Genomic DNA, 23,377 nt, shown 5'->3' with positions numbered 1-23,377 from the left:
TCGAAAAAAGGAATACAGTTTTCTTACCTTTTTAACTCAGTTCTAACCTTAGTAGGATATGCTATTCATATAAAAATGGCGATCCTCCGTCCTTTTAGAAAAAATAGTTTTTGGGAGTGAAAAAGGGAGTATGTTAGATCAAGAATGGACAGTGCTTATCCTGCAAGCAAAACATTTAGGACTAACCACTAAGGAGGTAAGAGAATTTTTAAAAGAGAAATTGGAGCTACAGAGAAAAATAGTGTGCGGACAATAATATATTAAGATTTTCTAACTTCCTAAAATGTAATTTTGTTTCAGGAAGTTTTTTGTCGGAAGAGGAATATTGTATACAATTAATCGAATAAATCCTTGAAAAGTAATAAATCAAAAATAAGGAGAATTGGAAGAACTGATTCGCGAGAACATTGACGTCGTCCAATTATGTGATAAAAATTATATTGGAATCTCCGTAACAGCTTCTTTCCAAAACATTACAGGAATTGCTGAGGTACGCAAAATATTCATGGATAGAAGAAGCGAGATTGAAAATATCGCAGATGAAACGACATATACTTGTGTCCATTTCTCAAATGATAATTTATTCACTTATATTTATTGCATGGAAGTTACGCCGCTAGAAAAAACTCCAAACGGAATGATCGGCTTTACTGTACCAGCCATGCAGTATATTAAATATCGATCAACAGGTGAAAATCCATACGAGATAATTAACAGTTGCTTAAAAGAAAATAATAAGGTCCTAAATTCGAAAGGAGTTTCTTTAGAAGTTTTTTACTTTGGTGAAGAAGAGAGCAAGTTTAATGCTAATATACTTTCCCAATTACAGGAAAAACAGTGGAGTAAATAAAATAAAGTTCTTTTCAAAAAAGAGACCAGGACATAACTATTCCAGACAGAGATAAATCCGAACAATAGGTTGTTTAGTGCATATACCCGCTCCGGAAATATACTTCGCTTTCCGTGGGCGGCTGGCGAGCCTCCTCGCTCGTCCCGAGCTGCGGGGTCTCACCTATGCCTTCCTCCCACAGGAGTCTTCGTATATTTCATCCGCTAAGTTAGATCATTGTTCGTCTTTAGGTTTGATTGTTTTAGTTATGTCCCAGCCTCTTTTTAATCAAAGCATCACTTTACATATGTCATTTGTAAATTCGACTGGATCTTTAATTGGCAAGCCTTCGATTAGTAGAGCTTGATTGTATAATAAATTTGTATATAGTGATAATTTGTCTTTATCTTTTTCAAATGCCTCTTTTAAGGATTGGAAGACCTCATGGTGAGTGTTGATTTCCAATACCTTTTCTGCCTGGATGTTTTGATTATCTGGCATAGCATTGAGGATTTTTTCCATTTCGATTGTAACTTCGCCATCTGTTGAGAAGCACACAGGATGAGATCTCAATCTTTTTGACGCTCTTACGTCCTTCACTCTATCTGACAGAATATTTTTCATTTCGTTGAAAAGATCTTTGTCAGCCCTCTCTTCTGACTCCGATTTGTCTTCTTTATCTGCGGCGTCAATTCCTAAATCACTGCTAGATACAGATTTGAACTCTTTTTCTTTATAGTTCATCAACATTTTAATAGCGAACTCATCAATATCTTCCGTGAAATATAAAATTTCATAACCTTTGTCCGCTACTAATTCTGTTTGCGGCAACTTTTCAATTCTTTCAATTGATTCACCAGAAGCATAATAAATATATTTCTGATCCTCAGGCATTCTAGAAACGTATTCATCCAATGTGACAAGCTTTTTCTCTTTGGAAGAATAGAACATTAACAAATCCTGCAATGTTTCTTTATTCATTCCGTAATCACTATATACGCCATATTTCAGCTGTCTGCCGAAGGAATCATAAAATGTAGCATACTTGTCCCGATCGTTTTTTAATAAGCTTTGCAATTCGCTTTTAATCTTTTTACTTATATTATTCGCGATTCGCTTCAATTGACGGTCATGCTGTAAAATTTCCCTTGAGATGTTGAGAGATAAATCAGGTGAATCGACCATTCCTTTTACAAAGCTGAAATAATCAGGAAGCAGATCCCCACATTTATTCATAATCAGTACGCCATTTGAATACAATTCCAACCCTTTTTCATACTCCTTAGAATAGTAGTCAAAAGGCGTTTTTTCAGGAATATATAAAATGGCATTGTAACGAATAGCTCCATCGACACTTGTATGAATATGTGCTAATGGCTTGTCATAGCCATAGTGCTTCTCTGAATAAAAATTCTCGTAATCCTCATCAGTCAGTTCACTTTTATTTTTTCTCCAAATCGGCACCATACTATTGATGGTCTGTTCTTCTTTAATTTCTTCGTACTCATTTTCAGTGCCTTCTTTTAGCTTACTTTCGGTAACATCCATTTTGATTGGATAACGAATGAAGTCAGAGTATTTCTTTATAATTGATTTTAAACCATACTCTTCTAAGTACTCGTCATACTGTTCTTCTTCTGTATTTTCTTTAATTTTTAATGTGATTTCCGTACCGACTGATTCTGTTTCAAATGGCTCAATCGTGTATCCATCTGCTCCATCTGAATGCCATCTGTACGCCTCGTCACTTCCTAAAGCTTTACTAATGACAGTAACTTCGTCAGCTACCATAAAAGCTGAATAAAACCCAACACCAAATTGACCAATAATATCATGGTCATCTTTTAATTCATTTTCAGTTTTGAATGCAAGAGAGCCACTCTTTGCAATAATTCCAAGATTCGTTTCGAGCTCTTCTTTCGTCATTCCGATACCAGTATCGGTCACCTTTAACATTCTGTTTTCTTTATCTGCCGTCACTTTTATGTAGTAGCTGTCTTTGTCAAAGCTTAACGAATCATCCGTCAATGCTTTGTAATAAATTTTGTCGATGGCATCACTAGAATTGGAGATCAACTCCCTTAGGAAAATTTCCTTCTGAGAATAAATGGAGTTAATCATCATTTCCAATAGCCTTTTAGATTCTGCTTGGAATAGCTTTTTTTCCATGAATAAGTCTCCTTTCAATCATATAAAAATAATTATTAAATAGACATATCTATTTTAGCACTCTGTGACAACGAGTGCTAATGATAAATAAAAAAATATACTTTTTATCCATCTAGTTAAAGTATTGCGGTGAAATATTTGTAAAATTGATATTATTTTCATTAAATTCTAAAAATATGGTATGATAATTGTACTAGGCAAATAGTAACAAGAAATAAACAACTCATGAAAATAGACACCTTCCTTCTAAAGTAAACCTTACATCGCCTAATCGATTTAAATATCTTTTTTAATAGTTGATTATTCCCTATATTCGGGAGAAAAAATATTTAAATTAAATCTAGGAGGGGTCTTTTATGGAGAAGTTTACAGAGCAATTAAAAATGTTAGCCAAAAGGGTCGAAACTCTTCAGCCATCCATTACGACAGAAGAAGCTACAAAAACTGCGATTGTTATGCCTTTTTTTCAAATTCTTGGGTACGACGTATTCAACCCTACTGAATTCAATCCCGAATTCACAGCCGATGTTGGAATTAAAAAAGGAGAAAAAGTTGATTTTGCAATATTATTAGACGGTCATCCAGTGATTCTGATTGAATGTAAATCAATATCCCAAGTGTTAACAAAACATGATTCCCAATTATTTCGATATTTTGGTACTACAACTTCTAAGTTCGGGATATTAACAAATGGTATTGAATATAAATTTTTTACTGACCTCGAAGAACCGAATAAGATGGATACAACACCGTTCTTCACTTTTAAGATTACTGAATTAAAGGATATCCATATAAATGAAATTTATAAATTTCGAAAAGAAAGTTTTGATGTAGATAAAATAACAAGTAATGCTTCTGAGTTAAAATATTTAAATGCTCTGAAAGTATTTCTTTCTAAACAATTCGACGATCCATCAGAATATTTTGTAAGGTTTTTAGCAGGTGAAATTTACGATGGAATCAAAACCAAATCTACTATAGAAAAGTTTACTCCTATAATTAAAAGAGGATTAAAGCAAATTGTTAATGAACAAGTTAATGATAAACTTAGTGCAGCATTAAAATCTACAACTGAACATAAAAATGTTGTGGAGGAAAAACTAGAGAAGATACCAGAAGTGCCTGAAATTGTAACCACAGATGAAGAGCTAGAAAGTTACACGGTGGCAAAAGTTATATTGAATGGGATAATTTCTCCTGAAAGAATTTTTTATAGGGATAATAAAAGTTACTTTAATATATTGATTGACGATAATATTCGTAAATGGCTTATGCGAGTATTCTTCGAAAGAAATCGTAACTTTATTGTTTTAAACGATGCCCCAAACGATAAGGATCGTACAGTCATTGAGTTTGAAAGGCCAATAGATTTACTTGAATCGAAGAGTCTAATATTAAAGACTGCGGAACTGTTTAAATAAAGGAAATAAAAGTTTCAGCAAAAAGTAAGGCGCTAAGGAGTTTTGAGATTCCTAGCGCCATTTGACTTTTTATTCTTATTTATGAAGAATATATGTGGATCTTTTTCACTAAAATACTTGATCCACCACCATATGAATAATAAGCGCAACAGTCACGATTCGTAAAACTGGTTTTACGTATTGAGGTTTTAGCTTCTCCGCAATGCGAACTCCAATTTGAGCTCCTGTTAAGGATCCCAGCATAAGTGCGACCGTAAGTGGCCAAATGATTTTTCCAGCAGCAATGTACGAAATGGCTGCACCGAAGCAGCTTGAAAACGTTGCGAGGCGGACAAGTCCCACAGCTTGGATATAAGAGATTTTTAGAAAACCAAATAAATAAAACATTAATGTTCCTTGTCCAGGACCAAAAAGCCCATCGTATATTCCGATGCCATACAGTCCAGGGATACTAAACTTATCCATCTTTAAATGATTTTCACCTGTAAAACTGCCCTTTCCTTTAAAAGAAGTGACAAATGCAAATATTAATAGAATGACAGCGATAATGAATAGATGCTCTCCAGATATTTTTGAAGCAATGTATCCTCCACTCAATCCACCGCCAAGACTGACTGGAATAATCCAAAAAGACTCTTTTAATGATATTTCTTTCTTTTTATATAAATGAAAAAAACTAGAGAATGAACTTATTGTGTTTGATACTTTGTTAGCGCCGATGGCTGAATGAACAGGCATCCCTAAAATCAGCATTGCTGGAAAACTGATGAACCCTCCTCCACCTGCTAATGTCCCAACGGTGGTTGCACAAACACCAATAATAAAAAGCATTATATACTCCATACCCCGCACCTCCTTGGTTCACCTTAAGGATAGTACGGATTTCGTAATAAGTAAATTTGATAATAATTATATAAATACATAAGAATTCCTTATAAAGCAAAAAACCAACTGAAAGACAGTTGGCTTATATTTCTTTCACCGTTGCAATATAGGGTAAATTCCTATACTTTTCAGCATAATCTATTCCGTAGCCGACAATGAACTCATCCGGAATGACGAAACCAACATAGTCGACGGGCAAGTCAATCTTCCTTCTTTCCGGCTTATCCAACAAAGTGCAGATTTTAATATGCTTCGGTTTATGCATCTTTAAATGATCGCGCAGGAAATGAAGTGTCAGACCGCTGTCGATGATGTCTTCCACTACAACTACATTCTGATCTGTAATATTCGCATCTAAATCTTTTAGAAGCCTGACTTTCCCTGTTGTTTCTGTTTGATCGCTATAGCTTGAAACAGAGATAAAATCAACTTTTATATCTCCTTTCATTTCACGGATCAAATCTGCAGCAAATACGAACGAACCTTTGAGGACTACAATCAAGAAAATAGGTTCGTGATTAAAATCCTTTTCTATTTCATCCGCTAATTCCATTACTCTTCGTTTAATTTCTACTTCGGAAATCATAACATTATTGATTTCATAAGGCATGAGTAAGATCCTTCTTTCTAGTAAGATGTGCAATCAACCTTCGTTCATTTCCTCGTGGGTCATCTATATGAAAAGCATGGGAAGATTTATCCGCCCAAAGAAGTGGCTTTCCTTCTGGGGCATCCAACTGCTCGGAATATTTTTGAATCAATTCAGGCATTACATGCTTTTCCTTTCCACCATGAATAAACAAGACAGGCAATTGGAGTGACGGTACTTCCTTAAAAAAGTCAAAGCTATTCATATCATCCAACATTTTTTCCGAATATGAAAGTTTGAACCCTTTCACTAGGGAATTATATGTCGGTTAGGGAAGAATCTTGAGACCTGAAAAAAAGGCAGCCGATTTTTTATTTCCTCCATTATAAAACATGGATATGTATTTTAATTGCCATTTTCGAATAATAGACCCATGTTGAAATCCTTCTAAATACGGTGGTTCACCGACTTCAAGAAGATCCTTCAACGCCTTTTTATCATTTTTATCCTTAGCCACTTCCATCAACCACTTATAGCTTAACTTATCATTTTCAACCCAGCTTGGAATTTGCGAAAAACTCGTATATATAATATTTTTATGGATGAGCAAGTGATAAGTGAAAGTATGAAAAAAGCATTATCAACAAAACACATAGTCTAGTTTTAATGTTGTTTCAATACGGGACATTCCTTTTCCTATGTTGTGTCATTTATGAATGAAGTCATTCGTCATGTTCTTTGCAAAGCTATTAAAAAAGCCAATTAACTAAGCATAAAGTTAATTGGCTTTATAAAAAGTTCTAAGCTGCTCCTGCACTGCCTGTCGGCAAACGATAGCTACCTTTTTTAGGAAAGAAGATGAAAAATAAAATTCCCACGCATATAATACAACCCATCATCCAGAACAAAAATTGCGGCCCTTGGTAGTCAACGATCAGACCTCCGATTACGTTCCCTGCAATTCCTGCAAGACCGCCTGCGGCTGCAAACATAGTTTGTGCGGTTGCTTTTGCATGTCTTGGCGCCATTAAATTTACAATCTCGACGACCGAACTAAAGTAAAAAGCAAATGCGATACCATCTAACACTTGCACAGACAAGACAATACCGACGGGCGGCGTAAACCCCATCACAATATATTTAATCGCGTACGATAATGTGCCGAGTACGAGCATTGGAAACAAGCCAATGCGACGAATAAGTTTTGCCGAGAGCCAGAATAATGGTATCTCGACAATCGCCGCAATCGTAAAATTCCAACCAACTAGATCGACTGGATAATTCAACTTTTGGAAGTAAATAGGCAAATAACTAAAATTCATCGTAACCGTTCCTGAAATCACCATTGTAATGATCAAGAAAAAAATAAAGTGACGATTCCGAAATAATGCTCCTACCCCTTCTTTTCCCAGTATTTCGGCTTTTTTCGGCCTCTCCATTTTTGGAAAAGTAAACATGAGCAAAAACATAATAATGGCAAATATTGCGAATGCAATAAAGCTATATTGATAGCCGATCGAATTGTATACATACCCAGCTATCACTGTGACAACAGCAAAACCGAATGCCCCCCATAAACGTACCTGACCGTAAGTGAACCCGAATGATGGACCTTTTTCAACTGCAATAGCGTCGACTATAGTCCCAGCCGGCGTATTGATAAACGAAAAAACAATAGCTGTAAGAATCATTGGGATAAACGACTCGCTAAATATATAACCGAACGCGACAATGGCCGATAGAAAGGTAGAAACCTTCAACAGTGTCCGATAATCTTTTGCAGCATCGTTAATAAGACCGAATACCGGCTGGGCAATGATTCCAGTTAACGATCCTGCCCCAAGAATGACTCCAATTGTGGCACCATCAAACCCCCGCTCTGATAAGAATAAACTCATGAACGGCATAAAACTTCCCATGCCAAGATATAGAAATAAATAGAACATAGAGATTTTTACCTTCATTGGACACCATCCATTCCAAATCACTTCGTATCCGTTTACATACTTAACTTCATTCATTTTATTCTACGAGTTTCATAGAAAGAGGCAGCACTATATAAAAGCATTCGCAAAAAATTTTAATAAATAGAGGACTTTCTCCTATCAATCAAGAAAACAAATTATGAATGAAACATACACCTAGCCATTATAGCCGCATATACGACTATTTTACCACTATTAATATATAAGAGTTTACAAGAATTTTATTAAGGGGGTTATTTACTTGCAAAAACTTGAATCCAAAACTCTTAAAACACATGACCACAGAAAAATCTACCGAGAAATATATCAACTAAAGCCTCAAACAACAGTTATTCAATTATTACCAGAATTAAAGTACGTTTCACAAAGTATGGTTACTTCCTATGATATGAATTGGGATGGAAGACCTGAGCCAAAAGATGAAAAGTGGCTTGCTTGGAAGGTTGTGAATCAAATTAAACAGATAACGAGAAAGGAACTGGAGTACAAATTTAAGTTAATGCCCCCAGAAATTGTATGGCATAAAGCAGTTGAAAGTGATAAATGGAGCGTTGACCAAATGATGCTTGTGGCTGACTGCGTGACAGATGAAATGTTCGATAGAGCAATGGAGCGGGTTAAAAAGAATTTACGGGTTAAAGAGCTTCCTACTATTACATTCAAGAAATACAGCCCAACTTTATGTGCTCAAAGACTTCATGTCGGCGATTATAAAAATACGCAGGAAACCCTTCAAATTATAAAAGAAGATTTGGAGGTGAAAGGATACCAGGTAAAAGGTGCACATCGAGAAATCTATATACTTCCAGCGATGGGCTGTTATCCGCCAGAAAAGTGTAAAACGGTAGTAAGTGTTGAAATTGAGAAAAAGGACTAAAAAATTGATTGAAAAGATTTTATATAATACTTTTCCAGTGAAAGATATACCGGCATCCATTAAGTGGTATACCGAAGTTCTAGTTTTCCCTATATTTGGCATAGCAAAGAAGAAAAGCTCGCGCAAGTAAACTTACCGTCTGGACAGATGCTTTTCTATCGCGATGATGATACAAACGCAAATTTCACTAAAAATGGCGTCTTACAAAGTGTCGTAGGTTTTCAAGCTAAAAATATTAAGCAGTTTTGCAAGCAGTTGAAAAAGCATAATGTTCAAGATGAGGAAGGAGGATATAAGTTTTTAGACTTCTATGATATAGACGGAAATATGTGTAGTGTTGAATGTGATGTTTGAAAAAAACTTTTAATAAAAGGAATGATAATAATGAATCTACAAAATCAAAAACAAGAATTGAATATGGCTGACATCTCTACTTCTACTTTTACTTGCATACTCGGACATAAGCTTTATTTCGAAAACGTTGATTTATCAGAGACGAAAATAGTAAATGCCAATTTAAGTAAATTAGTCATAAATGATGCTAATCTTAGTGACGTTGAAATCGATGGAGCCCAATTAGGAGGCGCATATATTCATAATATTGGTTTGCCGCTTGAGGGCCACCCAAATTATGATCGTGACGCCAAACAAAGGCCGCTCAAGTTTGAAAACTGCAACCTTAATGACAGCACGATTACTGATTGTAACTTAGAAAACGTGGAAATTAACATGTGTAATGTAAAAGGAATGAAAATTAATGGTATTAGTGTAGAAGAAATGCTTAAAGTGTATTCGGAATCAAAGGTCTAATTATACAAAAATAAATACCTTTATCTGTATATTGAAGGCATTTCAGATAAATGAGGCTGGGACATAACTAAAACAATCAAACCTAAAGACCGAACCATGATCTAACTTAGCGGAGGAAATATACGAAGACTCCTGTGGGAGGAAGGCATAGGTGAGACCCCGCCGCACGGGACGAGCGAGGAGGCTCGCCAGCCGCCCACGGAAAGCGAAGTATATTTCCGAAGCGGGTATATACACTAAACAACCCATTGTTCGGATTTATCTTTGTCGGAAATAGTTATGTCCTGGTCTCTTTTTAAATTAATAATCTCTTCGATACAATTCCCTACTTTTATAACCTGCTGAAAGAATCTTTTTCATTTCTTCGCGTCGCTTGTTTCTTGTTGTTTCTTGTTTTGCACTATACACATGCCGGGCCCAATCTTTTTGGTATCCTGGAGTGAGCGTCTGAAAAAAGGCAAGTAAATCCGGTGTATCTTGTAAATCTTTTTCTATATTCGGAACCTCTTCTATATAATCATCAACACGTTGACTTGCTTTTGCAGATGTTTTATTCTTGCCTACAGCATCCTCCTTAAGACCAACAACTGTAAACACATCATCTAAACCTACCATACGCGCAAATTTTATATTACTTGTTCCAACATAACCATGTTCGTCTACACCAATGCCCGAGAATATTTCATCCCTATGGATAAAAGTAGGATATACTTTATTCCCCTTTTTAGGATACGCTAAAAAAATGTAACCGTTTTTATTTAAAAAATTCATTTCAATCACTTCGTAAATAAGCTTTTTAAAAGAATCCATATCCAGTACGAACGCAAAAATTAAATCATATTTACTTTTTTTGAGTTTCGTATCGTAATGATCCAACTCTATTAAATAATCTGCACCTTCAGGATAATTCAATACTGCTACTTCCTCATACTTTTTTAAGTTTAGTTTTTCTACGATTGTTTTCGACATTTTATATCCCCAATAATTTTTCTTAATATAATACTAAAACGTAACTTCTATCCACTTATTTATTACTTCTACAAGTTTATCTTTCTTTTCTTTTACATCATTCATATCAGAAAACTTTACGATTGCCCTATCATTGGAAACCCATTCTAATAGACTAGTCGAATCATTTAAGAAAGATTCTTTCACGTTGTTTTCTTTCACCTTTGCACCGCAATGAAAAATCAATCTAAAAAAGCCTTTACCATGAAGATTAAAGGTAACCCTATCTTCATTCTTATATTGGAAGCTCGGAGCATTCCATTTTATGTGTTCAGTAAATTGATTGTTAGCACTTAAAATAATATTTCTAACTTCCTCTATTTCCCTTTTTAGTGGATGCTCTAGGTTGGACATATACTCAGATACTTGTTCGGGATTAGAGTTTTTACTCTTCTTAAATGCAGCCATAACAAGTCATCACCATTATTGAAAAGTATAGTCGTGTAAAAATAACCAAAAGCTTATATCCCTTTCCCACCTTTTGGTGAAAGTGTAGCGATTCTCTCCATTCCTGCGATAATTGGTTTTGCTTGTTGGATTAATGCTTGTGCTGCTTCTAGTGATAAAGATGCTTGGTGGGCACTTTCATCAATCCAAACCTCATAAACAAACACCGAATTGGGATCTTCTGGGGAAATATTCACAAGATACATTTCACAGTCCTCTAGCTGCCGCATCGAATCTGCAGCCTGCAATAATATATTGACTAGTACGTCGCGTTGGCCATCTTTTGCTGAGAGTTTACCAAACAATGCAAATTTGCTCACTTTCATTTCCCTCCCCACTTTTCATAGATTCTCTTACAAGAGTCTAAATTCACGTAACATATTTTTTATTCTAGGGAAACCATGAAACTCCTTCCTTCACCTTCATAATTTCCATAACACAGGAATATGCTTAATAACTGTATAAATCCATTTGCATAGATGATATTAATATTAGGTCATTTTAGCCATTATGAGGTGGGAAAATATGAATTTTATCGCAAGCCTTTTGATTATTATAAGTTTTTTCCTAATCGGAATTGTACTCTTCGGACTGATTATATCGATTTTACTTTTATTAATGTTTGACCGAAAACAGAAAATGCATTCCATTTTAAGAAATTATCCTTTCCTGGGTAGGGTAAGATATTTTTTGGAAAAAATCGGCCCCGAATTTCGACAATATTGGTTCAATAGTGATACAGAAGGAAGACCATTTTCAAGGGACGATTATGAACATATCGTCAAAAGTGCAAAATATAAACGGGATGTAGTTGGTTTCGGTTCTAAACGTAATTTTGAAGAAGAAGGTTATTATGTGAGAAATGACATGTTCCCAAAACTTAATGAAGAAATGAAGATGGATGAAAACATACTTGCATTAACGAAACGATATTTGTTAATCAAAGACCCCCTCTTTACCCAGAGGGAGGAAAAATGGGAAGAAGATGAATCATCTGCTTATTTACTTCATGATGACGATGCAGTTGTCATTGGCCCCAATACTGAGCATCCTTTTGTACTCAAGGGGCTTATTGGGATGTCTGCTATGAGTTATGGGGCGCTTGGAAAAAATGCGATAACAGCACTATCAAAAGGATTGGCGATTGCGAAAGGAACATGGATGAATACTGGTGAAGGCGGACTATCTCCTTATCATTTAGAGGGCGGGGTTGGTATTATCATGCAAATTGGTCCTGCCTTATTTGGAATCCGTGATGAAAATGGAGATTTAGACTGGGATGAATTAAAAAGGAAAAGTGAAATTCCACAAATAAAAGCATTTGAATTAAAATTAGCGCAAGGAGCAAAAACACGCGGTGGCCATATTGACGCTGAAAAGGTCAATCCCGAAATTGCCGATATTCGTAAAGTTGTGCCATACAAAGCCGTAGATAGCCCAAACCGCTTTCACCAATTTGATAATGTCGTATCTATGTGTGAATTCATAGAAAAGATCCGTGCGCACACAGGAAAGCCAGTTGGAATAAAAATTGTAGTTGGTAGTAATGATAGCGCTGAAGAACTCGCCAAGTATATGAAAGAGACAGGAAAAGGTCCCGATTTTATTACAGTCGATGGCGGCGAGGGAGGAACGGGCGCTTCATATCAAGAGCTAATTGACAGTGTAGGATTGCCTCTTAAGTCTGCCCTATCTATTCTTGTATGCACCTTAAACAAATACGGGGTTCGAGATCGAGTGAAAATCATCGCTTCCGGGAAGCTTTTTACACCTGATCGCATAGCAGTTGCTCTAGCGATGGGAGCAGATTTAATCAATATTGCACGTGGTTTTATGATTTCAGTTGGCTGTATCCAAACATTGAAATGCCAATCCAATATTTGTCCTGTCGGAGTTGCCACTACAGATCCCGATTTACAGAAGGCCTTAGTCATTGATGAAAAAAAGTATCGTACTGCAAACTACTTAATCACATTACGAAAAGGACTATTTCGCATTTCAGCAGCAGCCGGACTCGAATCACCTGTCCACTTTTCTCCTAAAAATATCATGTATAAAGATGACAAAGGAATCGTCTATCCCCTAGAGAGCATCCTTAAAGCAATTCAAAAACAAATTGTTTGAATTTGTTTGAGTGCCAGGCACTCAAACAACTCTGGTACAATTTTGAACATTCAGAGTTGTTTAAGTGCCTAGCACTATTTCCAATATAGGAGAAAGAACTGCTGTATTAGCGGTTCTGACTGTCATAGAGTTAAGCTTTTTTCCAGTTTCCGTCGACTTGAACACCTGCATCCGCTAGAAGATTTAAAACCGGGCATCTTCTTTCTACTTCAGCTTTCAATGTTTGTATTCTTTCATCGCTTTCTTCTGTGTTGATCACGACGTCGAATTGAATGGATTGGAAATGAGGCGAAACGCCTTCCACACCTTGCAAACCGCGGAGATCCAATGTCCCTTCGTTTTTGAAGTCAACGCCGGAATAGGAAAAGTTCTGTTCTTTTGCGATCAATGCAATCATAACAGAAGCACAACTTGATAGTCCTGCAAGTACCAATTCAACCGGATTTGGTCCTTCATCTGTACCTCCTAGATTAACTGGTTCATCGACTGTGATTTTTTCAAAATCCCTGATTGAAATTGATGTTTGCAAACCGTGATTCCATTTTCCTTCTGTTTTCACTTTCAACAATTGAGCGATTGCCATTTTAAAACACTCCATTTCATTTTTTATTGTACCTCTTTTGTATTAACACCTAATTCTGAAGTTTCTCATAGCCTATCACTGCTTTTTCCCTGTGACTTCAACTCCTTTTATTTCCCGATATACAAGAAAAAGACCCCTTGACAATAAGAGGTCTCTGCTTTTAATAAATATTTAAGCTTAGCCTCTTATATATCAGATTCAAAAAAAATCTGCTGGAATTGGCACCGTTTGAATAAAAAATATTATTCAATGGTTGCCGAGGCTTCACAGGGCCAGTCCCTCCGCCTCTCTTCATAAGAGTTATGAAATATGAAATTTTGAATATGAACATTATTTTATTCTGAAAAATTAAAATTGTCAATTGAATTTTTATTTTTTGTAAATGAATTTAATAAAAGAGTTGCATTTAATATGTACATTGGTCAAAATTGAAACCTCCTACTAAATCGATGGGGTCCTTTTATTGCAGCAGCAAGGCACTTAAGCAAGAATTTTATAAACAACCTTGCTTATATTTTCTTCCCTTTCTTTATGCGCCCCTACTAAGTGTGCGTCTTCCGGAAAACAAATAAGAGCATAACCTTTTTTTAAATAACCGCATAGTTTATTTTCAGATGTGATATCCCCAAAGAAAATGTCATTGTCACGGTCATATTCAGTTTCATTCATCAATTCTTGAATATTCGCAACCTCTACATATTCTTTCCCCTCTAAAACTATATGGATATCAATATAATTTTTATGGGCCTCATATCTTTTTTCCTTTAAAAATGTAGTTGTAAATTTGATTTTATTCTTTTGAAAGTCGTCTGATTTACTTTCTTTCTCGATAAGGCCTGAGGTGATATCATGGATGGCACTCATTAATTTTTGATTACTAAACGTGTATTGAGCTAAGTTTTCTAACTTATCGTATATCATGCTTGCACTTCTCCTCCGAAAATTTATATTTCTTAAATAGCACAACCGTCTTACTCATTAACATATGCCAGGCTCCGGGAGTAATCTCTCGGAAAAAGGTACAGTTTATAATTAATACATGCACTATTCTATATTATTATCGTTGTGTTGAAAAACTACCATATCTACCGATTGAATAAAAAAATCCTTTCCCAATATACGGGAAGGATTTATTCTCGATGCCTAAACGATTTTACGGTCCCAATGGCGATGCATTGAAATAGCCTGTACCAATTCATGGGGAAATTGGTGATTATCATCACCTATCACCACTCCTGGACTTTCAAGCATATTTTCTTTAAGGAATTTTGTTCCTTCATGTGCAGCACCTATCGGTTTGTAATGTTTAAAAGCTTCTTCAATATAATAAGTAACATCCTGTTTAAACTTTACGTTTTCTCCGTATCCCCCACCAATATATAAAGCGTCTAATAAAACTGGATCAGACGTTAAAAAGGTTTGATCCACCATCAATTCTGTCCCATCGGATGCCTTTAAGCTTCCGAATTTTTCACTTATTATTTCGATTTGAAGCCCTGCTGCTTTTAAAACATCTAATACAGCTATCGCTTCAATCCCGTTAAAGTCATTTCCAAAAATTACTCCCACTTTACGCGAATAAGATGTTTTCTTTGTATTTAATTGACTTAGTGCAGGAGACGATTTTGTTATATTCGATGGTTTAGCTTCCGGAGGTATTACACCAATCGCATCCGCAACCGCCGCCGCCATTTCAGCATTGACATTGGAAAACATATCGACTACTTGTTGGCGCACAGATTGGCTCTTTACCTTCCCTAGTTCAAATGAAAATGCATCAATGATATGCATCTGTTCAGGCTGGGTCATACTATTCCAAAACATTGTTGCTTGAGAAAAATGATCTTTAAAACTATCACTTCTCCTCCGTACTTTATGCCCCTCAATTTTTTCTTGATAGTGAACAAATCCTCCTGCCTCACCGCTTACAGGTGTAGGAGTATTGTTCGCTAATGAATTCTGATGATAACTGACTTGTCCTTTATTAATCGTTTGCCGACCATACCCATCACGTTGATTATTATGAAATGGGCAAACAGGACGATTGATTGGCAGCTCATGAAAATTCGGACCCCCGAGCCGGATCAATTGTGTGTCTGTGTAAGAAAATAATCGACCTTGCAATAACGGATCATTTGTAAAATCAATGCCCTTTACAATATGACCAGGGTGAAAAGCTACTTGTTCCGTTTCTGCAAATACATTGTCTACATTGCGGTTTAACGTCATCTTCCCTACAATTCTTACAGGTATTTCTTCTTCTGGCCACAATTTTGTAGGGTCTAATACATCAAAGTCGAATTCAAATTCTTCTTCCTCTTTGATTAGCTGCACCCCTAATTCATATTCAACATATTTGCCCATTTCAATTGAATCCCACAAATCACGGCGGTGAAAATCAGGATCCTTGCCAGATATTTTTTGGGCTTCATCCCATACTAGAGAGTGAACTCCTAATACTGGTTTCCAATGAAATTTTACAAAGTGGGATTTCCCTTGATCATTCACAAATCGAAACGTATTGACGCCAAATCCTTCCATCATACGAAAACTTCTTGGTATAGCACGGTCTGACATATGCCACATGACCATATGGGCTGATTCTTGATTATTTGCGACAAAGTCCCAAAATGTGTCATGTGCAGAGGCAGCCTGAGGCATTTCATTATGCGGCTCAGGCTTCACGGCATGAATTAAATCAGGAAACTTAATCCCATCCTGAATGAAAAAAACCGGCATATTATTACCTACTAAGTCAAAGTTTCCTTCTTCAGTATAAAACTTTGTTGCAAAGCCTCTGACATCTCTTACCGTTTCAGCAGAACCGCGTGAACCTGCAACAGTTGAAAAGCGAACAAATACGGGCGTTTTCACAGAAGGATCTTGTAAAAATTTTGCACTAGTATAATCCTTCATAGATTCGTATAGTTCAAACTCGCCATGAGCCGCAAAACCTCGTGCATGGACAACCCGTTCTGGTATTCTTTCATGGTCAAAATGTGTTACTTTTTCCCGAAAGTGAAAATCTTCCAATAACGTTGGACCACGTTCGCCTGCTTTTAAAGAAAATTCATCCTCTGATAGTTTTAATCCCTGATTAGTCGTCATTTCTTGTCCTTGATCATTGGCGCGAAACTGCTCCAATTGCGCTTGCTTCTTGTTTCCATTTGTTTTGCCATTTTCGCTCATGATAGACCTCCCAATAGGATGTTGTTAAAGCATTATAAGTTTCAGATACCCCATTGGAATATGAGCAAACTAATATTATGAAGTCCAAGTGAAAAATCTAATATATATGATTATGACTGCTAATCATTTTTTTTACTAATTCCTTATTGCGGTTTGTAAATTGATCATTATGGGAGGAGACCATGGCAACTTTATCAGCGTCAGGCTGGATAAATGTTTTAGCCTTATTTACGGCATTCGCAGCATCTTGAAAAGCACCGGCAATTAATTGCAACTTCCCATCATGCATAAGAATATCTCCGGCAGCATAAAGCCCATCTATAGATGACTCGCTCGACGCATTTCCTGAAATATAGAAATCATCTATTCTATCAATATGAACTTCACTGTTTTCAATTAAGGAAGCATCTTGTTCATAACCATGATTGATGACGACTTCATCAATCGACAAGTATGAAATTTCTCCCGTAATATGATTGGTCAATTCAACACGTTCAATAAACTCGTGATTCGAACATGCTATTAATTTTGTAATAGAAGTATTATAGAAACAAACAACCGTGCTATTTTTAAGATGCGTCACTTGTGCTTCATGACCAGTCAACTCATCTTTTCTATAAGTAACATACACCTTTTTAGCTACCGGCTCTAATTCATTAGCCCAGTCAATAGCAGAGTTTCCTCCACCTGAAATAACGACGTTTTTATCTTTAAAGTGTTGTAATGACTTTATCGTATAATTTAAATTCGTTACTTCAAATCTTTCTGCCCCCTCAATCTTCAGCTTAGTCGGATTTAATATCCCGCTTCCAACCGCTATAATAACAGTTTTTGAAAAGTGCTCTTGCCCGGAAGAAGTATGTAAAATAAAAACTCCTTCCTCATTTCGCGAGATTGACTCTACTTTTTCATTCAAGACTACCGTCGGGCTAAAAGTTAATCCTTGCTCTACAAGTTGTTCTATTAACTTTGCTCCTGGAATAGGCGTTAACCCTCCAACATCCCAAATCATTTTTTCAGGATAAACATGGACTTTACCACCTAGCTGGGGCTGAAACTCAATAAGCTTTGTTTTCATCTCCCGCAATCCACTATAAAAAGCAGAGTAAAGACCTGCTGGCCCACCTCCAATTATTGTTACATCATATAAATCATATTGTCCCATTTTCATCCACTCCCATAACATATCGCATAATTGATAACCATTCTCAATATAATGATTGACAAAGGAGCTAAACGTCACTATAGTATTGATTATAACGAAATTGATAATCATTCTCAATTGTTTTATTAATATGGAGGTGAAATAATGGTTCGTTTATATACAAATGGATTAAACATTGGCTATGGGGAACGTTTAATTGTGAAGAACCTTAGCGTGGAAATACCCGATAAAAAAATTACGACGATTATCGGATCTAATGGTTGCGGGAAATCAACATTATTAAAAGCTATTACACGCATTATCTCTCATCAATCGGGGACGATCGTGTTAGACGGAAAACATATTTCTAAAGAAAATACGAAAACGCTCGCTAAAAAAATGGCTATTCTCCCTCAAACACCCGAAAGTGCTAGTGGATTAACTGTTGGAGAGTTAGTTTCTTATGGGCGATTTCCTTATCAAAATGGATTCGGACGTTTAACAAAGCATGATTATGAAGTGATAGATTGGGCACTTGAAGTCACAGGAACAATAGATTTTAAATTCCGTCCTGTCGATTCTCTATCAGGTGGGCAACGTCAACGGGTCTGGATTGCAATGTCTCTTGCACAAGAGACCGATATCATCTTTCTTGACGAGCCAACAACCTATTTAGATATGGCACATCAGCTTGAGGTATTGGAACTTTTGCAAAAGCTAAATATTGAGCAAGATCGAACCATCGTCATGGTCCTTCATGATCTAAACCAAGCAGCTCGTTTTGCAGATTTTATCATCGCATTAAAAGATGGTGAAATCGTGAAATCAGGAGCATGTGAAGATGTCATTAAGCATGATGTGTTAAAAAAGGTTTTTCACATTGATGCGGAAATTGGACGCGATCCACGAACAAATAAGCCGATGTGCATCACATACAATCTATTACAGGGAGATCAAGAACATGAAGAAATTATTAGCACTATGCCTCTTGCTGCTGTTAGTCATTAGTGGCTGCGGCAAAAATACGGGCGAAAGTGATAGCAGCAATACGAATAAAAACACAGATAGCAAAAAGTCAGACACGATCACTTATGAATCTGAAAATGGTCCTATAGAGGTGCCTGCCGATCCTCAGCGGGTCATCGTACTTTCTTCTTTTGCTGGAAATGTTATGTCTTTAGGGGTTAATCTTGTTGGTGTTGATTCTTGGTCTAAAATGAATCCTCGTTTCGAAGATAAACTAAAAGATGCGGAAGAAGTATCTGATGAGAGCTTGGAAAAAATTATAGAATTAGATCCGGATTTAATTATCGGCTTATCAAATATTAACAATGTAGATAAATTAAACGAAATAGCTCCTACTGTTACGTTTACATATGGGAAAGTAGACTATTTAACACAGCATATTGAAATTGGAAAACTATTAAATAAAGAAAAAGAAGCACAAGCTTGGGTAGATGATTTTAAAAAGCGTGCACAAACTGCAGGTGAAGATATTAAGGCAAAAATTGGAGCTGATGCAACAGTCTCCGTTATCGAAAACTATGACAAACAGTTATATGTGTATGGCGATAACTGGGGACGTGGAACTGAGATTTTATATCAAGAAATGCACTTAGCTATGCCTGATAAAGTAAAGGAAACGGCGTTAAAAGAAGGCTACTATGCCTTATCCCTAGAGGTTCTTCCTGAATATGCCGGCGACTATGTCATTTTAAGTAAATTTAATGGCAGCGATAATGCTTTCCAGGAAACAGATACGTATAAAAACATTCCTGCGGTAAAAAATAACCGTGTATTTGAAGTAAATGGTAATGAGTTTTACTTCAATGATCCACTCACATTGGACTTTCAGCTAGACTTCTTCACACAAAGCTTTCTAGGAAACTAGTACAAACATGGAGGGATTCTTGTTATGGGAATTCCTCTTCCTTTATTCAAAAAAAGAAAGATGAGAAGCCAATGACGAATGAAAAACGCGCCATCCCATTTATTTACAAACTGATTGCTGCAATTCTTTTTCTGATTGTTATGTTTATTGCAGCCATGATATTTGGAGCAGCGGAAACAACTGTTAAAGATGTTTGGCTTGCTCTCACCTCCAATGCTGCAGGAGAAAAACTATCCATTATTAGAGAAATACGTTTCCCACGCGAGGTGGCCGGTATGTTTGTTGGGGCTGCACTAGCTGTTTCCGGAGCCATCATGCAAGGGATGACGAGAAATCCACTTGCTGATCCAGGCTTATTTGGATTAACTTCGGGGGCAAATGCGGCACTGGCCATTACAATTGCACTTATTCCATCAGCCAATTATTTCGGGATTATGATTGCTTGTTTTATCGGAGCAGCAGTCGGTGCCACGATGGTTTTAGGGATTGGATCCATTAAGAAAGGTGGATTTTCACCTTTTCGAATTGTCCTTGCGGGGGCGGCTGTTTCTGCTTTTTTATATGCCATTGCAGATGGGATTGGAATATATTTTAAAATCTCGAAGGATGTATCCATGTGGACTGCTGGAGGATTGATTGGAGCTTCTTGGAATCAACTTCAAGTAATTATTCCATTTATAGCGGGAGGGATTCTTATCTCTCTTGCTTTATCAAGGCAGCTTACCATTTTGAGTTTAAGTGAAGAAGTCGCGGTTGGATTGGGGCAAAAGACAACGCAAGTAAAGGTCATTCTGTTTTTTGTTATTATTTTGCTTGCAGGTGCTTCCGTTGCACTTGTTGGCAATATGGCATTTATCGGATTAATGGTTCCGCATGTAGTTCGAAGTATCGTCGGAACAGACTATCGTTTCATCATCCCGATGTCTGCAATCTTCGGAGCCGCCTTTATGCTTTTTGCAGATACACTTGGACGTACTATAAATTCCCCTTATGAAACACCTGTTGCTGCCATCGTGGCCATGATGGGATTACCTTTCTTCCTCATCATTGTACGTAAAGGGGGCAAATCTTTTACATGATCCAGCAAACCTTATTAAAAAAACAACGAATCATATTAATTGTATTTGCGATGCTAATATTATTAACAATTATCATTAGTCTTGGAATTGGATACTCCCCACTCTCCTATACGAGATTACTGCCTACTTTTCTTGGCCAAGGAACTTTCAAAGAAGAATTTGTTTTATTTTCGATTCGACTTCCACGAATCATCATTACGTTGTTAGCTGGGATGGGATTAGCTCTATCCGGCGCTATTTTACAAGGGATTACACGAAATGATTTAGCGGATCCTGGTATTATCGGGATTAATTCTGGAGCGGGCGCAGCCATTGCAACATTCTTCTTATTCTTTCCCATAAAAGAGGGCGTTTTCGTCTATTTACTCCCTCTTGTTGCTTTTGTAGGCGCCCTAATTACTGCATGCTTAATATACATTTTTTCCTACAACAGACATTCGGGACTTCAACCTGTTCGACTAGTGCTCATTGGGATAGGATTTTCTATGGCTCTTTCTGGAGTTATGATTGTCCTTATTTCATCAGCGGAGCGGGCAAAAGTAGATTTTATCGCTAAATGGCTTGCGGGGAATATTTGGGGGGCTGACTGGCCATTCATTTGGGCGATTCTTCCGTGGTTAATCCTACTAATCCCCTATACTTTATATAAAGCCAATCGATTAAATCTTCTTGGTTTTAGTGAACCAGTCGCCATCGGGGTTGGAGTCTCCATTGAAAAAGAACGGATTACGTTACTTTTAACAGCAGTAGCTTTAGCAGCCGCTTCCGTTTCTGTAACAGGAGGGATTGCATTTATCGGGCTAATGGCACCCCATATAGCTAAATCCTTAGTTGGCCCAAGGAATCAATTATTTATTCCGATCGCTATATTGATTGGTGGATGGCTATTATTGTTCGCCGATACAGTCGGACGAAATTTAGTTGAACCCGACGGGATTCCAGCGGGCATTATGGTAGCTTTAATCGGGGCACCTTATTTTTTATATTTACTGTTAAAGAATAAATAACAATTGGGATAACTTTTGTACAGTCTCTTGCAGTACAATTTTTCTTTTCGACTATGTTTTACGCCCTCCCCTTTTTATTTCTTTTGAATAGATATGGTAACAGTCATATAGGGGGGTGAAACATTTTGTCAAGCAATCGGAAAGAACTATACAATCTTTCTAATACACTTGTAGAAGTTTTTGTAGCTGAGCTACTATCGAAACATAAGGTAAATAAGGCAAAGGCTAATAGTAGAATTTCGAATGAACAACGAGAAAAACTCCAGACAACGATAAATAATCTAAAAGAACAAGTAGAAGCATACCTAGATAAGCAAACACAAAAAGAGGTCACTGAAAATGACCAATCCACTATACAGCCTGAAAGCCCCTTAAGAGAAATGTTTTCTAAAAGGAAACAGAGATAAAATGTACTTTTCCACTGGGGGGTTCATCCAATCGAAGTTAAGTCTTTTGCATCTAATAATGGAGAGAGGGGGCTAGTTAATGAGCAGGCGATCACAACCAGAATTAATTTGGAATGCACTTGACGAAACAGAACATCCTTGTAATCCAGGGGGCGGAGATCCTATCTTTAATGAAGCGAACCAAGTTTCGACTACTCAACAAACATCCAACGAAACGATTGAAATCCGGGACTCCTGTGATATCAGCGTAAGCACAACTGATACACAAGTAGCTGTTTCTTTACAGGCAGCATTACAAGTAGCCATTGCAATTGTGGTAAATATCTCTATCGCTGATAGTGCACGTGCTGAAAGAGTTACTCAAGAGTTATTAGAACGTGCACAAATCAGGCAGACGAACCAGCAGCGACTTGTCATTGAAAATTCAAGATCTGTTGACGTCACTACTACAGATACGGATGTAGCGATTTCTTTGCAATTGTTGCTGCAAATTCTATTGGCACTTATCGTGCAGCTTGAAATTCTATAGAGATTTTATGCTGCAAAAAAGTAAAAGGTGTTTAAGTGCTTAAAGGCAGCTCCTCCTGCACTTGCACCTTTTACTTATTTACTTATGCTCAAAATGCAAAAATGTGCACTAAATTTAATATTATTTAAGCAAGAATATATTAATCTTGAACTTCTAATAATGTCCATCCTTTTTCGGCAAAGGCAAGGCGGATCTTCACTAAAGCATTTGGCCCCATTCCATGCAGCTTCAAAAGCTCCGATTCAGTAACCTTTGTTAATTGCTCCAACCGTTTGTATCCAGCAACTTCTAGTGCCCGCTTTGCCAGTTTTACTAATCCTTTGATTGAGTCAATTCATTCAAAACTTCCATCTGCCTTCTCTTACCTCCTAAAGCGCTTCCAACAATCTCCTAAAAAATTGATA

The 23,377-nt window shown here is 36.8% G+C and carries 27 protein-coding genes and 1 riboswitch; of the genes, 13 read left to right on the top strand and 14 right to left on the bottom strand.

Annotated elements, in window-relative coordinates:
- Positions 1-130: 130 nt before the first annotated feature.
- Both KHA96_RS09515 and KHA96_RS09510 read left to right on the top strand, forming a co-directional pair.
- A complete protein-coding gene (locus tag KHA96_RS09515) occupies positions 131-256 on the top strand; it encodes an anti-repressor SinI family protein (RefSeq protein WP_213129072.1) in 126 nt (41 codons plus the stop codon).
- Positions 257-382: 126 nt separating this feature from the next.
- A complete protein-coding gene (locus KHA96_RS09510) occupies positions 383-850 on the top strand; it encodes a GyrI-like domain-containing protein (protein WP_213129071.1) in 468 nt (155 codons plus the stop codon).
- 267 nt (positions 851-1,117) lie between these two features.
- On the opposite strand, the gene htpG is transcribed toward KHA96_RS09510, so the two are convergent.
- Positions 1,118-2,998, bottom strand: coding sequence for a molecular chaperone HtpG (htpG, locus tag KHA96_RS09505; RefSeq protein ID WP_213129070.1), 1,881 nt, complete (start codon positions 2,996-2,998; stop codon positions 1,118-1,120).
- Between the two features lie 356 nt (positions 2,999-3,354).
- Here htpG and KHA96_RS09500 point away from each other — a divergent pair, with 356 nt between their 5' ends.
- Positions 3,355-4,419 carry a type I restriction endonuclease gene (locus KHA96_RS09500; protein WP_213129069.1) on the top strand — a complete coding sequence of 355 codons (1,065 nt, stop codon included), beginning with the start codon at positions 3,355-3,357 and terminating at the stop codon, positions 4,417-4,419.
- Between the two features lie 108 nt (positions 4,420-4,527).
- Here the strand turns inward: KHA96_RS09500 and KHA96_RS09495 are convergent, their stop codons facing one another.
- The 5 genes from KHA96_RS09495 to KHA96_RS09475 form a co-directional block, all read right to left on the bottom strand.
- Entirely contained in the window at positions 4,528-5,262 is a 735-nt protein-coding gene (locus KHA96_RS09495; RefSeq protein ID WP_213129068.1) for a sulfite exporter TauE/SafE family protein, read from the bottom strand.
- 124 nt (positions 5,263-5,386) lie between these two features.
- Positions 5,387-5,914 carry a hypoxanthine phosphoribosyltransferase gene (hpt, locus tag KHA96_RS09490; protein ID WP_213129067.1) on the bottom strand — a complete coding sequence of 176 codons (528 nt, stop codon included), beginning with the start codon at positions 5,912-5,914 and terminating at the stop codon, positions 5,387-5,389.
- Complete coding sequence (locus tag KHA96_RS09485) at positions 5,904-6,170, bottom strand: alpha/beta fold hydrolase (protein WP_213129066.1); 267 nt, start codon at positions 6,168-6,170, stop codon at positions 5,904-5,906. Before KHA96_RS09485 ends, hpt begins: the two co-directional genes overlap by 11 nt.
- A gap of 51 nt (positions 6,171-6,221) precedes the next feature.
- The gene (locus KHA96_RS09480; RefSeq protein WP_213129065.1) at positions 6,222-6,503 is read right to left on the bottom strand and encodes a hypothetical protein; all 282 of its coding nucleotides are present in this window, start codon (positions 6,501-6,503) and stop codon (positions 6,222-6,224) included.
- A 190-nt stretch (positions 6,504-6,693) separates the two neighbouring features.
- Entirely contained in the window at positions 6,694-7,914 is a 1,221-nt protein-coding gene (locus KHA96_RS09475; protein WP_213129064.1) for an MFS transporter, read from the bottom strand.
- 205 nt (positions 7,915-8,119) lie between these two features.
- On the opposite strand from KHA96_RS09475, the gene KHA96_RS09470 reads away from it, so the two are divergent.
- The 3 genes from KHA96_RS09470 to KHA96_RS09460 all read left to right on the top strand — a co-directional run bounded on the left by KHA96_RS09470 (position 8,120) and on the right by KHA96_RS09460 (position 9,565).
- Positions 8,120-8,755 (top strand): hypothetical protein, encoded by a 636-nt coding sequence (locus KHA96_RS09470; protein WP_213129063.1) that lies wholly within the window; start codon positions 8,120-8,122, stop codon positions 8,753-8,755.
- A gap of 63 nt (positions 8,756-8,818) precedes the next feature.
- A complete protein-coding gene (locus KHA96_RS09465) occupies positions 8,819-9,109 on the top strand; it encodes a VOC family protein (RefSeq protein WP_213129062.1) in 291 nt (96 codons plus the stop codon).
- Positions 9,110-9,139: 30 nt separating this feature from the next.
- A complete protein-coding gene (locus KHA96_RS09460) occupies positions 9,140-9,565 on the top strand; it encodes a pentapeptide repeat-containing protein (protein ID WP_213129061.1) in 426 nt (141 codons plus the stop codon).
- 300 nt (positions 9,566-9,865) lie between these two features.
- Here KHA96_RS09460 and KHA96_RS09455 read toward each other — a convergent pair whose 3' ends face one another.
- From KHA96_RS09455 to KHA96_RS09445, 3 genes are read right to left on the bottom strand one after another with little or no spacing between them, the layout of a single operon-like run.
- Positions 9,866-10,534, bottom strand: coding sequence for a YdeI/OmpD-associated family protein (locus tag KHA96_RS09455; RefSeq protein WP_213129060.1), 669 nt, complete (start codon positions 10,532-10,534; stop codon positions 9,866-9,868).
- Between the two features lie 33 nt (positions 10,535-10,567).
- On the bottom strand, positions 10,568-10,981 hold the full coding sequence (locus KHA96_RS09450) for a DUF1801 domain-containing protein (protein WP_213129059.1): 414 nt from the start codon (positions 10,979-10,981) through the stop codon (positions 10,568-10,570).
- A gap of 53 nt (positions 10,982-11,034) precedes the next feature.
- Positions 11,035-11,346: a putative quinol monooxygenase gene (locus tag KHA96_RS09445; protein ID WP_249315430.1), complete on the bottom strand. Its 312-nt coding sequence runs from the start codon at positions 11,344-11,346 to the stop codon at positions 11,035-11,037.
- A 199-nt stretch (positions 11,347-11,545) separates the two neighbouring features.
- Here KHA96_RS09445 and KHA96_RS09440 point away from each other — a divergent pair, with 199 nt between their 5' ends.
- Positions 11,546-13,144: an FMN-binding glutamate synthase family protein gene (locus tag KHA96_RS09440; RefSeq protein ID WP_213129057.1), complete on the top strand. Its 1,599-nt coding sequence runs from the start codon at positions 11,546-11,548 to the stop codon at positions 13,142-13,144.
- Positions 13,145-13,274: 130 nt separating this feature from the next.
- Here KHA96_RS09440 and KHA96_RS09435 read toward each other — a convergent pair whose 3' ends face one another.
- The 4 genes from KHA96_RS09435 to KHA96_RS09420 all read right to left on the bottom strand — a co-directional run bounded on the left by KHA96_RS09435 (position 13,275) and on the right by KHA96_RS09420 (position 18,081).
- Positions 13,275-13,727, bottom strand: coding sequence for an OsmC family protein (locus KHA96_RS09435; RefSeq protein ID WP_213129056.1), 453 nt, complete (start codon positions 13,725-13,727; stop codon positions 13,275-13,277).
- Positions 13,728-13,909: 182 nt separating this feature from the next.
- Positions 13,910-14,027: riboswitch (SAM riboswitch) on the bottom strand.
- A gap of 180 nt (positions 14,028-14,207) precedes the next feature.
- A complete protein-coding gene (locus KHA96_RS09430) occupies positions 14,208-14,648 on the bottom strand; it encodes a NanQ anomerase/TabA/YiaL family protein (protein WP_213129055.1) in 441 nt (146 codons plus the stop codon).
- A 222-nt stretch (positions 14,649-14,870) separates the two neighbouring features.
- Complete coding sequence (locus KHA96_RS09425; protein WP_213129054.1) at positions 14,871-16,916, bottom strand: catalase; 2,046 nt, start codon at positions 16,914-16,916, stop codon at positions 14,871-14,873.
- 97 nt (positions 16,917-17,013) lie between these two features.
- Entirely contained in the window at positions 17,014-18,081 is a 1,068-nt protein-coding gene (locus KHA96_RS09420; protein WP_213129894.1) for an NAD(P)/FAD-dependent oxidoreductase, read from the bottom strand.
- A gap of 144 nt (positions 18,082-18,225) precedes the next feature.
- Between KHA96_RS09420 and KHA96_RS09415 the strand changes: the two genes are divergently transcribed.
- The 6 genes from KHA96_RS09415 (at position 18,226) to KHA96_RS09390 (ending at position 22,973) form a co-directional block, all read left to right on the top strand.
- Positions 18,226-19,068, top strand: coding sequence for an ABC transporter ATP-binding protein (locus tag KHA96_RS09415; RefSeq protein WP_213129053.1), 843 nt, complete (start codon positions 18,226-18,228; stop codon positions 19,066-19,068).
- Positions 19,022-19,951, top strand: a complete 930-nt coding sequence (locus KHA96_RS09410; protein WP_213129052.1) for an iron-hydroxamate ABC transporter substrate-binding protein — start codon at positions 19,022-19,024, stop codon at positions 19,949-19,951. The genes KHA96_RS09415 and KHA96_RS09410 overlap by 47 nt, the downstream gene beginning before the upstream one ends.
- A gap of 71 nt (positions 19,952-20,022) precedes the next feature.
- A complete protein-coding gene (locus tag KHA96_RS09405; protein ID WP_213129051.1) occupies positions 20,023-21,030 on the top strand; it encodes a FecCD family ABC transporter permease in 1,008 nt (335 codons plus the stop codon).
- Positions 21,027-22,037 (top strand): FecCD family ABC transporter permease, encoded by a 1,011-nt coding sequence (locus tag KHA96_RS09400; protein ID WP_213129050.1) that lies wholly within the window; start codon positions 21,027-21,029, stop codon positions 22,035-22,037. Before KHA96_RS09405 ends, KHA96_RS09400 begins: the two co-directional genes overlap by 4 nt.
- A 125-nt stretch (positions 22,038-22,162) precedes the next feature.
- Positions 22,163-22,444 (top strand): hypothetical protein, encoded by a 282-nt coding sequence (locus KHA96_RS09395; RefSeq protein WP_213129049.1) that lies wholly within the window; start codon positions 22,163-22,165, stop codon positions 22,442-22,444.
- Between the two features lie 79 nt (positions 22,445-22,523).
- On the top strand, positions 22,524-22,973 hold the full coding sequence (locus KHA96_RS09390) for a spore coat protein (RefSeq protein WP_213129048.1): 450 nt from the start codon (positions 22,524-22,526) through the stop codon (positions 22,971-22,973).
- Positions 22,974-23,112: 139 nt separating this feature from the next.
- On the opposite strand, the gene KHA96_RS09385 is transcribed toward KHA96_RS09390, so the two are convergent.
- Entirely contained in the window at positions 23,113-23,241 is a 129-nt protein-coding gene (locus tag KHA96_RS09385) for a helix-hairpin-helix domain-containing protein (RefSeq protein ID WP_481748228.1), read from the bottom strand.
- Positions 23,242-23,377: the final 136 nt, after the last annotated feature.

Origin of the sequence: Bacillus sp. FJAT-49711 (genome assembly GCF_018343715.1) — a bacterium.
Taxonomy (GTDB): Bacteria; Bacillota; Bacilli; order Bacillales; family Bacillaceae_C; genus Lederbergia.
This window is presented reverse-complemented; position numbering and strand designations above follow the sequence as displayed.

Coding starts and splice junctions, on each gene's coding strand:
- KHA96_RS09485 (WP_213129066.1), bottom strand. CDS start 6,170: ATGTTGGATGATATGAATAGCTTTGACTTTTTTAAGGAAGTACCGTCA.
- KHA96_RS09515 (WP_213129072.1), top strand. CDS start 131: ATGTTAGATCAAGAATGGACAGTGCTTATCCTGCAAGCAAAACATTTA.
- KHA96_RS09495 (WP_213129068.1), bottom strand. CDS start 5,262: ATGGAGTATATAATGCTTTTTATTATTGGTGTTTGTGCAACCACCGTT.
- KHA96_RS09460 (WP_213129061.1), top strand. CDS start 9,140: ATGAATCTACAAAATCAAAAACAAGAATTGAATATGGCTGACATCTCT.
- KHA96_RS09415 (WP_213129053.1), top strand. CDS start 18,226: ATGGTTCGTTTATATACAAATGGATTAAACATTGGCTATGGGGAACGT.
- KHA96_RS09500 (WP_213129069.1), top strand. CDS start 3,355: ATGGAGAAGTTTACAGAGCAATTAAAAATGTTAGCCAAAAGGGTCGAA.
- hpt (WP_213129067.1), bottom strand. CDS start 5,914: ATGCCTTATGAAATCAATAATGTTATGATTTCCGAAGTAGAAATTAAA.
- KHA96_RS09425 (WP_213129054.1), bottom strand. CDS start 16,916: ATGAGCGAAAATGGCAAAACAAATGGAAACAAGAAGCAAGCGCAATTG.
- KHA96_RS09445 (WP_249315430.1), bottom strand. CDS start 11,346: ATGAAAGTGAGCAAATTTGCATTGTTTGGTAAACTCTCAGCAAAAGAT.
- KHA96_RS09410 (WP_213129052.1), top strand. CDS start 19,022: ATGAAGAAATTATTAGCACTATGCCTCTTGCTGCTGTTAGTCATTAGT.
- KHA96_RS09420 (WP_213129894.1), bottom strand. CDS start 18,081: ATGGGACAATATGATTTATATGATGTAACAATAATTGGAGGTGGGCCA.
- KHA96_RS09440 (WP_213129057.1), top strand. CDS start 11,546: ATGAATTTTATCGCAAGCCTTTTGATTATTATAAGTTTTTTCCTAATC.
- KHA96_RS09435 (WP_213129056.1), bottom strand. CDS start 13,727: ATGGCAATCGCTCAATTGTTGAAAGTGAAAACAGAAGGAAAATGGAAT.
- KHA96_RS09455 (WP_213129060.1), bottom strand. CDS start 10,534: ATGTCGAAAACAATCGTAGAAAAACTAAACTTAAAAAAGTATGAGGAA.
- KHA96_RS09390 (WP_213129048.1), top strand. CDS start 22,524: ATGAGCAGGCGATCACAACCAGAATTAATTTGGAATGCACTTGACGAA.
- KHA96_RS09475 (WP_213129064.1), bottom strand. CDS start 7,914: ATGAATGAAGTTAAGTATGTAAACGGATACGAAGTGATTTGGAATGGA.
- htpG (WP_213129070.1), bottom strand. CDS start 2,998: ATGGAAAAAAAGCTATTCCAAGCAGAATCTAAAAGGCTATTGGAAATG.
- KHA96_RS09450 (WP_213129059.1), bottom strand. CDS start 10,981: ATGGCTGCATTTAAGAAGAGTAAAAACTCTAATCCCGAACAAGTATCT.
- KHA96_RS09430 (WP_213129055.1), bottom strand. CDS start 14,648: ATGATATACGATAAGTTAGAAAACTTAGCTCAATACACGTTTAGTAAT.
- KHA96_RS09400 (WP_213129050.1), top strand. CDS start 21,027: ATGATCCAGCAAACCTTATTAAAAAAACAACGAATCATATTAATTGTA.
- KHA96_RS09405 (WP_213129051.1), top strand. CDS start 20,023: ATGACGAATGAAAAACGCGCCATCCCATTTATTTACAAACTGATTGCT.